This is a genomic window from Candidatus Pelagibacter sp. RS39 (assembly GCF_002101315.1).
Classification (GTDB): domain Bacteria; phylum Pseudomonadota; class Alphaproteobacteria; order Pelagibacterales; family Pelagibacteraceae; genus Pelagibacter.
In genome coordinates, this window is record NZ_CP020777.1 from 764648 (window position 1) to 776052 (window position 11405).

Consider the following 11405-nt stretch of genomic DNA (forward strand, 5'->3'; position numbering starts at 1 on the left):
ATAAGTAAATTTTTTTTATTTTATCTCTCTATGTGCTGGTCTTGTGCTGGTTCTCCTATAATCTATAGGATAAGATTTCAGCAATCCCAGAACCACGATCCCTAAAAGTTTTTTCATTTCCCTTTTTTAATTGGATCAATTAAAAGTTTTTTCACATTATATTTAAATTTTTTATTATTATAGTGGACTGAATTAACGACTACTATCCTAGATTTTTCGACATCAATTAAAATTGCATTTCCGCCGTAACCACCAAAGCCAAATACAACCCTATCTTTTAACCCTGGATAATCCATATGAAATTGACCTCCATAGGATTTGGTACGATTAAATCCTGGTTCGTTTTTTTTCTCATTATACTTTTTCGGTATTCTTCTTTCATAAATTGTTTTTAAATATTTACCAACACAAGTATCATTTTGATAGTCATCCATTATTGCTTTTGCAATCCTTAGCCAATCATATCTGGTTGCACTTATAGTTGGATGTAACTTTCCTTGGCCCGTGCCACTATTTCTATAAGGAAGAATGCTGTATTTAATTTTTACCTTATCTGCAAAAATTTTATTTAAGAGTTTTTCATAATCATCACCTGTTTTATGCTTTGTATAATTGATAATAAGCTGCGTAACAAATCCATTATAATTATAGATACTTTTTGATTTAACCGAGTCTTTAAGAGAAACTCTCATTGTTTGGGAAATACTGTTATCTTCATAATTGGTTAATTTAGTTGTGCCCATGTAAGATTTAAATTCATCGATATATTTTTGATCACCAGTACTCATATTCAAAAAATCAATTAACTTTTGATCATGATAAAGTGAATCTTTTATTATAGGCCAGTCATTTACTCTAGCATCGACTCCATCAATATAGCCCTCACATATCGCATGACCAAGTACATAAGAAGTTATTGACTTACCCATTGACATTGAAAAAAATTTTGTCTCATTGTTTAAAAACTCTCCTAATCTTTCTTTGGGAGAAAGTTCATCAATTAATACTTCACCATCTTGGTAATACAAATAACTAAGAATGCCTTTAGTTTTCATTTGTTTTTTTACAAATTTATCTTCAATTAAATTAAATTTAAATTCATAAGGTTCTTTAGAAGGTTTAACCTCATACGAGTTTCTTAATCCATATGTGAAGTCCCACACATAATAAAGTAGCGTGTCTCTGTTTGGGTTTGAATCATAATCAATGTTTCTTTTTCTTGGATTTAATTTAAGTTTTAAATTAGTTTGTAATTTTCCATCCGAATCTTTTTCAACATACTGATTATAACCATTTTCATATAACCACTTGATAAAATTTTTTATCCTGTAATCCTGGGCAAAACTAATATTGCACCACAACAAACCCAGAACCAAGATCCCTAAAAGTTTTTTCATAAACAGACTATACAATATTTTTCTCTCTATGTGCTGGTCTTGTGCTGGTTTTCACAAATTAATTTAGCTTTATTTTCCATTCTTTATTAAAAGCTAAATTAAAATTATGTGCTTTTATAGGATGTTTAGATTACCTTGGACTACTATGGACTGACTTAAACTTCTATCCCTCGGCTTTTAAGTCCTTTGTGTCTACCAATTTCACCACGAGGGCATTAATGAATTTCATGAGTATTTATGCTAATATTTATAATTGATCAAGGTTAATAAGTAAACTTTTAATCTAATCTTTTTAAAATTGAATTAAATTCTTTTGTTATTTTTTGATTTGAAAATCTTTTTAAATTTTTTGAACAAATTATTTCTTTTTTTAAATATTTATTTCTTTTTAAATAAAAATCATCCAATAATTTAGATAATTTTTCTGAGTCTTTTATAGGAAAAAAAGTTCCAGCTTTACCATTTAATAATATTTCTTTTGGACCTGATTTAAAATTGGAGGAAATAATAGGAATTCTGTGACTAGCTGCCTCAACATAAGTATTTGGAAAACCTTCATATAAAGAGGAACCAACGTATAAATCTGCATCCGAATAAATTTGATTTTTATCAAAAACATTTTGAATTAATTTCACATTATCTAAATTATTTTTTGTTATATAGCTTTTTAAATAATGATAATCCTTTCCATAACCAAAAAGATTTACTTTAAATTTTTCTCTAAAATTTGTTTTTTTTATAGCTTTTAAAATTGTAATTTGATTTTTTTGATCAACGAATCTTCCGACATTAATTAATTTAATTTTATTATATTTCTTTTTTTTTCTTTTTTTTTTAAAACCAAAAAAACATGGATTGTATAAGGATAAGACTTTTGCATTAACAAATTTTTCTAAATCTTTTGCTGTCTCTTTACTATTACAGATTATTAAATTAGCTTTTTTATAAGAAATTTTAACTAGAAATTTTATAATAACTTTTTTGAATAGATCTTTAAGATTAATATAATTTGAAAGTTCAGATAAATGATTTCTCTCGAAAACTACAATTTTTAAATTTTTGAATTTCTTTAAGAAAAATAATGATAGTACATTTGCAAAATATTGGTTGGAGATAAAAATTTTCTTATTATAGATTTTATCTTTTTCAATAATTTGTTTAATTTTTTTAAAAGCAAAGATTGTTCTTGATGCGTTAATCTTTCTATATTTGATCTTTTTAGTTATTTTCTTTGATAATTTTGGAGGATTGATACTCAAAAAATCTATATCAAAATTATTAGTATTTAAACCATTTATAAGCCTTGAAATTGAAAGATCAGCTCCACCATAACCTGAATAAGGATGAAAAAAATATATTTTTATTTTATTTTTCAAATAAAATTTTTTTTGTTGAATATGTCAAATTTATAGTTGAACTAGATAAACATGTAAAATTTTTTTTTATTTAATTTTTTTAGTAATATTCAAGTTAAGATATTATCTTTAGTTTAGGTAAAGGAAATATTAACTTTGTTCCTAAATTTCTTATTTTTGTCTCTCTTTTTACAATTTCTTTTTTAAAATGCCACGGGAGAACAAAATAATAATGAGGTTTTAACTGTCTTGAATTTTTTTCTGAAATAATTTTAATGTATGTACCTGGAGTGAATTTATTATATTTAAGAGGGTTTCTCTCAGCAATATAATTTAAATGTTTAACATTAATGCCAAAGTACTGAAGCAATACATTTCCTTTAGTTGATGCTCCATAACCATGGACTGTTTTTTTTTTGTTTACAATATCATTCAAAAGACCCATTATTTTTTTTTTAATTAGATTAATTCTTTTAAAAAATCTTAAAAAAGTTTCTTTTTTTTCAAGTTTAAATTTTTTTTCTTCTTTAAGAATTTTTGAAATTCTTTCAGTTTTTGTCTTAAATTTTGAATTGTCATGAGTAATTAAATATCTTGTGCTGCCACCATTTATCTTACTATTTTTAATATCAAACACTCTAAGATTATTCTTTTTCATTAATTCTATTATTATCTTTGAAGAATAATATTCTAAATGTTCATGACAGATAGTATCAAATAAGGAATACTTCAAGATTGATAAAAGATCAGCGTGTTCTAAAATAAAAATTCCATCCTTATGCAAGATTTTTTTAATATCTTTAATAAAAGAATTTGGATCCTTTAAATCATAAAACATCGAAAGAGCTGTTATAATTTTATATTTTTTGTCTAAATTATATTTTTTTAAATTTTTAAGAGTAAAGAAATTAGAAATCTTATAATTCACTTTTTTATAAAATTTTTTATATTTGTTTGTCAGTGGATCGACTCCTACGGTAATAAATTTTTTTCCATAATTATTTAATAATGTTCCATCATTACTTGCTATATCTAGAATGTAATCTTTTTGTTTTGGTTTTGATATTTTAATTGCTTCTTTGGCAACAGATTTTACATGGTTACTCATGGTTAAATTTATCCCTGTTCTATAACCATAATCTTTTCCATATAAAAAATTTGGATTGAAATTTCTATCTAGTTGAACAAGTTTACATTTATTACATATTATTAAATTAATATAATCTTTTGCAATTTTATGACGTCTAGTGTTTGGAAATTTTCCAGTAAAAGATTGTTTTCCTAAACTAAAAAGTTTTGAAAACTTTTTTGATGAACATATTCTACATTTATTAATCTTCATTTGATAAAAATTTATATTTTTTTAGTAGAATTATGAATAGCAGCTTTGAATAGATAAATAAAACAATTTTTAACATTTAGAATTATTATCTAATTTTGAGAAAACAATTATTTTTTTGTTAGAAATTTTTTCACACTTTAAAATATCTTCGGGGAAAATATTATCAATCAATTCATTTCTATGGAGAAAAATTAAGTTTGGTTTAAATTCTTCATTTATTTCACTTGTTTCAAATTTTTTTTTTAATCTGTTAATTTCATTAATTGGAATCGCAATAGACTGAACCATCAATGGGCTTGTTCTTTTTATCATATTTAATTCCTCAGGACTAAAATCTTTTGAATTTTTGTAAGTTTGAAGTTTACTAGCAGAATATCTTCCCCAAAAAAATAGTTTTGTATTTTGGTTATTAATTCGCCATGAAGAAAGTTTATTTTCAAAAAACTTAGAAAAATTCTCATAATCTAATTTTAAAAATTTAAAACTATCAATTAAGTCATTTTCGATCATTAAATGAGTTTTTGGAACAAGCTGACCACTTAAAGGTTTAATCTCTTCAACATCATTAAGGATTGACCATATCATTAATTTTGAGTCAAACGTAAGTAATTTAATATCTTTATTTTCTCTAATCAAATTTGTGATATTTTTGAACCCTTCTCTATAAAGTACATAATTTTCATCTTTATATTTTTGATTAAATTTTTTGTACATGTCAAAATTATAAATACAAATAATTGATATAATACAAATATAACTAAAATAATTTAATTTAAATCTTAGTAATAATTTTTCTTTTAAAATTGATAATGAAAAAATTAATAAGTATAAAAAAGAGCAAATAACTATTAAATTTGTAAAATGATAATTAAGACCAGTTTTGTTAGATAGTAAAATGAAAAAAAAAGGCGAAACTAAAGAGGAAATGAATAAAAAAAATAATATATTAATTTTTTCATAGTTAAAAATTTTAAATTTGTTTGCATATATATTTAATATCGAAATAATTAAAATTAATAAAAAACTCTTAATACTAAATAACTTCGAAATTAAATAATTAATCAAAATTAATTTTTTTTCTATCGTTAAGTCAATAACGTACATTCTCTCCATATAATTTGGCTCAGAAGTAGAAATAAAATAAATAAAAGGGATGGATAAAAAACTGAAAGTAATTATCAAAAAAACAAAATTCTTTAAATTTTTATAATTAAAAATTTCTAATAATTTAAATTTATAAAATATTAACATCGTAAATGTTAAAATTTCTAATACAAAAAAATAATAAAAAGATGATAGTGAAAAAATCAAAATTAAAGCTAAAAAAAAGATATTCTTTTTCAAAAAGAATTCTTCTTTATTCATTGAAAATAACAAAAGTATGAATAAATAAAAAAAGATATTTACTATTAAAGGTCTTGGAAACCTTAAACTATATATATCGGTTAATGAAATTAAATATGGCAAAGAGCCCAATTTCAAAATGTCTAATAATGTAGGCATAAAAAATAAAAATAATGCCATTAAAATGCTAGATGAGTTTGAAAAATTTAATTTTTTAAAAATTTTACTGATTATAAATAGAAAAAGGAAAATAAATATAAATTCTAAAAATAAAACTGAATAATTTCCAAAAAGTTTAAATAAAATTGCTGGGAATAATATAGCGTAAAATGGAGTTGGAATATTTTTTAGATCTTTAATTTCACCATCATAGGACTCATTAAATCTAAAATTAGAGAGTGCTTCAGTATAAACATAATAGAAGTATCCATCACTTGGAGTATCAAAAATTATTTTTAATGAAATATCATCTTTGAAAAAAACGTATGAAAATATCCATTTAAAAATAAATATTAAAATAGTACACAATAGAATATAATTTATATTTTTAATATTTTGCATTAAATTATCATTTCTTTTTTGATATGTTTTTTTTGCAAAAAATATTTATTTAGTGCATTAGATTTTTTTTTTTTTGTAAATTTTTTTTGATTAATTAAGTAAAAATAACCTTCATAATTGAATTTTTTTAAGATATTACTTATAAGTTTTTCATCCTTATTCATTTCCACTAGTAGTGCAGGCCTATCTTTTTTTATAGTTTTAATTAATCCTTTTATAATTGATAATTCAAATCCATTGGTATCAATTTTAATTAAGTGAATTCTTTTTTTAAATAGTCCTATCTTTTTAATAGTTAGAATACTACTTGCTATAGATAAATTTTTTCTGAATTTAAAATCTAATAGAAAATGATCCATCAATTTTCGATCATAATGAGCGTATGAAATGATGTCATAGTTCATATTCATAAAATTATATCTTGGGAAATATATTCTTTTTTTAATATTACTATTACCAATAGCGTAGGGTTTAATAATAATGTTTTTTTGTTTCACCTTTTTTAAAATTTTTATAAAATATTCATTTGGTTCGTAACAATATATTTTACCTACATTAAGATTATTATTGAAAAATTTCGATGCAATACCATCACTAGCTCCCACATCTATTATATCTATCTTTTTTTTATTAATGTCTAAAAGTTTTAAGCCATCAAAATCTTTTTCAAAAATATTTGTAAATTTAATTAATTTTCTAAAAATTATATATATTGCTGGATGTGCACGCACAATTTTTTCTAAAACAGAAAAAACACCTTCATGAGTTTCAGATGATCTCATTGTTTTATCTTAAAAATTTTCTTTGAAAAAACATTTTTAATAAATAAAAAAATGAATTTATAATATGCTTGAGTTTCATTTTAGATTTTCCAAGTTTTCTATAAACTAATCTAACAGGAAGTTCATAAATACTGTATCTCTGTAACTTAATTAAGTATGTTATCTCCCAAAAAAAAGCGTAATCATTATTTTTTGATTGAGAAAATATTCCTAAAGGTATTTTGTTAGTCATAAAACATCTGTAAGCACCAGAAGCATCATAAGCTAAACCTAAAAATAGTTTTATTAAAAAATGTCTTGTATAAGTAATTATTTTTCTTTCAATTGGCCAATCTTCGATTAGATTTAACTTTTTAAACCTACTAGTTATTACATAATCATATTTATGAGCTTTTTTAATCATTGAACTAAAATATTTTGGGTCATGGGTTCCATCAGCATCCATTGTTATAATTAAACTATATTTGTTTTTATAAGCATATTTGATTGCATCTTTATGAGCGGAACCAATCCCTTTTTTATTATTTCTAAAAATAAATTTAACGTTTTTATTCTTGTTACTTAGTTTTTTTATTATTAATCTTGTTTTATCTGTTGAGTTATCATCAACAAAAAGTATATCTAATTTGATTTTAGTATTTAGTATCTTTTTATATATTTTATGAATATTATTTTCCTCATTTAATGTTGGAATTATTAGACATAGCTTCATAAATATATTTTATATTATATAAATTTTAAAATGACACTAAAAACCATATTACATTCATTAATAATACTGATTGCAGTCATATTCTTATTGCAAACTGATTATCTAAAAAATTTTATTTGGGCTGCTACAGATCTATTTATAGATTTCAAAATTCCTCTTGAATGGCTTAGATGTAATAGTTTAGGTGTAAACCTTTTAACACTTGAGACTTTAAATTGTGGAGAAAGAACTGTTTCTCAATTTAATTATGGATATATTTTTTTAAGTTTACCCTACAATGAATTTTTAGACACTATTTATAGAAATTATGTTCCATGGATTTTAGTGGTATTCATAATTTTTTTATCAACATTTACAATTAATCCCAAAAATAAAATTGAACTATTTATTCTTTATTTATCCCTTTTAAATCCATCAAGTATGCTTTTGATGGAAAGAATGCAATTAGACTCTTTATTTTATCTATCAATATTGCTTACAACTTATCATAGAGTTTTTTTTGTTACATGGATATTAGGAGTTTTTTTTTCACTTATAAAATTTTACCCTGTTGCAATTCTTGCTACAGTTTTCTTAGAAGACAAAAAAAGAAGTTTGAAAAAAATATTAATTATTTTGATAACGTTATTATTCTTAATTTTCTTATATATGTTAATTAACTGGGAAGGCTATTCTTTCATGTTGAACAATATGCTTCCGGGTAAAGCTGGTTATCATTTTCTTTTTTCATTGAATGGGCTAGCTAAAATATTCAATTATTTATTTGAAATTAGATATCAGTTTTTTCTTCTAATAACTTATTTATTTTTTTTCTACTTACTTAAAAAAATGATATCAAAAAATTACTCTTTATATGAAACTCTTAAACTGGAGGTTTATGAACCAAATTCAAATATTTTTGTAATATCAGGTTATTTTTTAGTCTTTTTATTTATATTTGTCTCAAGCTATGCTTACAAAGAAATATATATAATATTACTCTTGCCATTTATATTAAGTTTTCAAAGAAAATATCCAAATAATATTTTTTTCAAAAATCTTATAAAATTAATCATTTTAAGATATGCATTTTTATTTATTTATGGATTTTTGAATGTTCACGATGGAATAAGTTTTGTTAATGGTGAAAGAGTTTTTACGTATTATTTTTTAATAGTAATCTTTATAAAAAGTATTCTAGACTGGATGCTAATGCTTATGATATTTTCAATTTTATTTTTAAAAAGTAAAATAATTTTTTCTGATAAAATTTTAAAAAAAATATAATTTGCTATTTATTTAAAAGAGCTTGGTCTAAGTATTTTTGATCAAGCTTACAATCTTTATATCCATGTTTTACAACATTTAAATATCTTTCAGTTGGAAATCTAAAACTAGTTTTTTTGACCATTGTATAAGTCATAACTCTTTTTCCATAATGTGAGAAAAAATACTTTTTATATAAAATTGGATAATCTTCATAAACATCGAGTTTTTTTTCATCGCTCTTAGAAATTTCAAATAAACCACCCGGTACTATGGAATTTTTTTTTGGCTCAATATCAGCGGCTCTATACTTGCTTCTAAAAGTTAATCTAAAATCCTTAAGATTAATTTTTTTAATAAAAGTACTATCTTTACATCTTTTCTTCATTTGAAAATGATGAAGATTACTTCCATAAGCAAAATAAAGCATTTATCTATCGACAACTTCTATTTTTTTATCATCAACAAATTTTAATATTTGTGAGTTACATTGATCAATTTTAGATTGATCCTCTGAACGAAGCACTATTGAAACTCCAAGTTTGCCGGCATGAAAAAATGGATAACTTCCAATCTCAACATCTTTATTTTGTTCTTGTACTTTTGTTAAAGAATTTGCAATTTCACTTTCTACTGTTTTTAAACTTATAGTGTGACTTAAAATAGGGTCACCCCCAACAATCTTATTTTTTAATCCACCCAACATTGATTTCAGAATTGACGGTACCCCTGGTAAGCAAAAAACATTTTCTACACTAAAACCAGGAGCTCCACTTGTTGGATTTAGAATTAAATCTGCATTTTCTGGCATCCAAATCATTTTTTGTCTTCCTTCATTAAACTCACCTGGCTGGTAATAAGCCTCTAATATTTTATATCCTTCTTTATGGAGTTCGTATTTAAGACCAAAAGCTTTTGCCACTGATTGAGCAGTTATGTCATCATGCGTGGGGCCGATACCACCAGTTGTGAAAACATAATTATTAGATTTCCTCAAAATGTTTAATGTCTGTACAATTATATCTTCTTGATCTGGAATTATTCTTACCTCATTTACTTTTACACCAATGGAATTTAACCATGTTGCTAAAGTGCTTGTGTTGGTGTCTTGAGTTCGTCCAGAAAGAATTTCGTTACCGATGATTAATATTGCAGCATTTACTTTTATGTTTTTACTCATTTTATATGTATAATTCTAATATGGAATTTACCAAGTCTTTATTAAAAGGCAAATTAATCAAAAGATATAAGCGTTTTTTTGTTGATGTAAATCTAAATAAAGAAATTGTCACTGCACATTGTCCAAATACTGGATCTATGAAAGGTTTGCTGGATAAAGGTAATGAAGTATATTTATTCAAGCATAATGATCCAAAAAGAAAATTAAAATATGGTTTAGAAATTATTAAGGCCAAAAAAAACTTTGTCGGAATAAATACTCATAGAGCAAATAAAATTGTACACCACGGATTAGATAATAACCTCATCAAGGAATTCAAAAATAACGATAAAATTAATTCAGAAGTTTTTTTTAATAAAGAGACTAGATTTGATTTTTTAATTGAAAAAAAGAATCAAAAAAGTTTTTTAGAGGTAAAGAATGTTACTCTTTTTAGAGATAAAAAAACAGCTGAGTTTCCAGATGCTATTACTACTAGGGGATCAAAACATTTACTTACCCTTATTGATGCCATAAAAAGAGGCTATAAGTCTTACTTAATATTTTTAGTACAAATACAAAATATGGAGTACTTTAAAATAGCAAAAGATATTGATAATAAATACTATGAAAATTATTTGATAGCTAAAAAAGCTGGGGTAAATTTTTTGGCTTATAGATGTAATATTAGTTCTAAAAAAATTTATATAGATAAAAAAATAAAAATTATTGATGAGTAATTACACTGAAAAATTTGAAAAAATGAGAATAGCTGGAAAGCTAGCTTCACAAACTTTAGACATGTTAACAGAAAATATTAAAGAAGGTGTTTCGACAGCTTACATAGATAAGCTTGGCTATGAGTTCATAAGAGATAATGGTGGCCACTCTGCCCCACTTTACTATCGTGGTTTTACTAAATCTTTATGTACATCTCTTAATCACGTTGTATGTCATGGTGTGCCTTCAGAGGATAGAGTTTTAGTTGAAGGAGATGCCCTTAATGTAGATGTAACTGCTATCATTAATGAACATTATGGAGATACAAGTAGAATGTTTTGTATTGGAAAAACCTCGGTAAAATTAAATAATCTAATTGACGCAACTTATCAGTCTATGATGAAAGCAATTAAAATCTTAAAACCTGGTATTAAGCTTGGAGATATAGGACATGAAATACAATCTTATATTGAAGAGAAAGGATTTTCTGTAGTTAAGGATTTTTGTGGTCATGGGATAGGGACATCATTTCATGAACCACCAAACATTTTACATTACGGAACAAAGAATACAGGCATGGAATTAAAACCTGGGATGACATTTACAATAGAACCAATGATTAATGCTGGTAAATTTAATGTAAAAATGCTTAATGATGGGTGGACTGCAGTTACAAAAGACAAATCTTTATCTGCACAATTTGAGCATACTGTTGGAATTACTGAAAATGGTTATGAAATATTTACAGAATCTGCTAAAGGTTATTCAAAGCCTCCATACTTATAATT

11 protein-coding genes are annotated in these 11405 nt (G+C 24.1%); 3 read left to right on the forward strand and 8 right to left on the reverse strand.

From position 1 onward, the window contains the following. Nucleotides 1-113: 113 nt before the first annotated feature. The 6 genes from B5L73_RS04160 to B5L73_RS04185 form a co-directional block, all read right to left on the reverse strand. The gene (locus B5L73_RS04160) at nucleotides 114-1397 is read right to left on the reverse strand and encodes a hypothetical protein (RefSeq protein ID WP_085148262.1); all 1284 of its coding nucleotides are present in this window, start codon (nucleotides 1395-1397) and stop codon (nucleotides 114-116) included. A 278-nt stretch (nucleotides 1398-1675) separates the two neighbouring features. Next, nucleotides 1676-2773 carry a glycosyltransferase gene (locus B5L73_RS04165; protein WP_198150111.1) on the reverse strand — a complete coding sequence of 366 codons (1098 nt, stop codon included), beginning with the start codon at nucleotides 2771-2773 and terminating at the stop codon, nucleotides 1676-1678. Between the two features lie 94 nt (nucleotides 2774-2867). Beyond that, nucleotides 2868-4094, reverse strand: coding sequence for a class I SAM-dependent methyltransferase (locus B5L73_RS04170; protein ID WP_085148268.1), 1227 nt, complete (start codon nucleotides 4092-4094; stop codon nucleotides 2868-2870). 69 nt (nucleotides 4095-4163) lie between these two features. Further along, entirely contained in the window at nucleotides 4164-5999 is a 1836-nt protein-coding gene (locus B5L73_RS04175) for a hypothetical protein (RefSeq protein ID WP_085148271.1), read from the reverse strand. Then, on the reverse strand, nucleotides 5999-6781 hold the full coding sequence (locus tag B5L73_RS04180) for an FkbM family methyltransferase (RefSeq protein ID WP_085148274.1): 783 nt from the start codon (nucleotides 6779-6781) through the stop codon (nucleotides 5999-6001). The genes B5L73_RS04175 and B5L73_RS04180 overlap by 1 nt, the downstream gene beginning before the upstream one ends. A 4-nt stretch (nucleotides 6782-6785) precedes the next feature. Next, the gene (locus B5L73_RS04185) at nucleotides 6786-7493 is read right to left on the reverse strand and encodes a glycosyltransferase (RefSeq protein ID WP_085148277.1); all 708 of its coding nucleotides are present in this window, start codon (nucleotides 7491-7493) and stop codon (nucleotides 6786-6788) included. 30 nt (nucleotides 7494-7523) lie between these two features. Here B5L73_RS04185 and B5L73_RS04190 point away from each other — a divergent pair, with 30 nt between their 5' ends. Then, on the forward strand, nucleotides 7524-8759 hold the full coding sequence (locus B5L73_RS04190; RefSeq protein WP_085148280.1) for a hypothetical protein: 1236 nt from the start codon (nucleotides 7524-7526) through the stop codon (nucleotides 8757-8759). 4 nt (nucleotides 8760-8763) lie between these two features. On the opposite strand, the gene B5L73_RS04195 is transcribed toward B5L73_RS04190, so the two are convergent. Next, nucleotides 8764-9168, reverse strand: a complete 405-nt coding sequence (locus B5L73_RS04195) for a gamma-glutamylcyclotransferase family protein (protein ID WP_085148283.1) — start codon at nucleotides 9166-9168, stop codon at nucleotides 8764-8766. After that, on the reverse strand, nucleotides 9169-9918 hold the full coding sequence (locus B5L73_RS04200) for a competence/damage-inducible protein A (RefSeq protein ID WP_085148286.1): 750 nt from the start codon (nucleotides 9916-9918) through the stop codon (nucleotides 9169-9171). It lies immediately after the preceding gene. Between the two features lie 20 nt (nucleotides 9919-9938). On the opposite strand from B5L73_RS04200, the gene sfsA reads away from it, so the two are divergent. Both sfsA and map read left to right on the forward strand, forming a co-directional pair. Further along, the gene (gene sfsA / locus B5L73_RS04205) at nucleotides 9939-10637 is read left to right on the forward strand and encodes a DNA/RNA nuclease SfsA (protein ID WP_085148288.1); all 699 of its coding nucleotides are present in this window, start codon (nucleotides 9939-9941) and stop codon (nucleotides 10635-10637) included. Beyond that, the gene (map, locus tag B5L73_RS04210) at nucleotides 10630-11403 is read left to right on the forward strand and encodes a type I methionyl aminopeptidase (RefSeq protein WP_085148291.1); all 774 of its coding nucleotides are present in this window, start codon (nucleotides 10630-10632) and stop codon (nucleotides 11401-11403) included. Before sfsA ends, map begins: the two co-directional genes overlap by 8 nt. Nucleotides 11404-11405 lie beyond the last annotated feature (2 nt).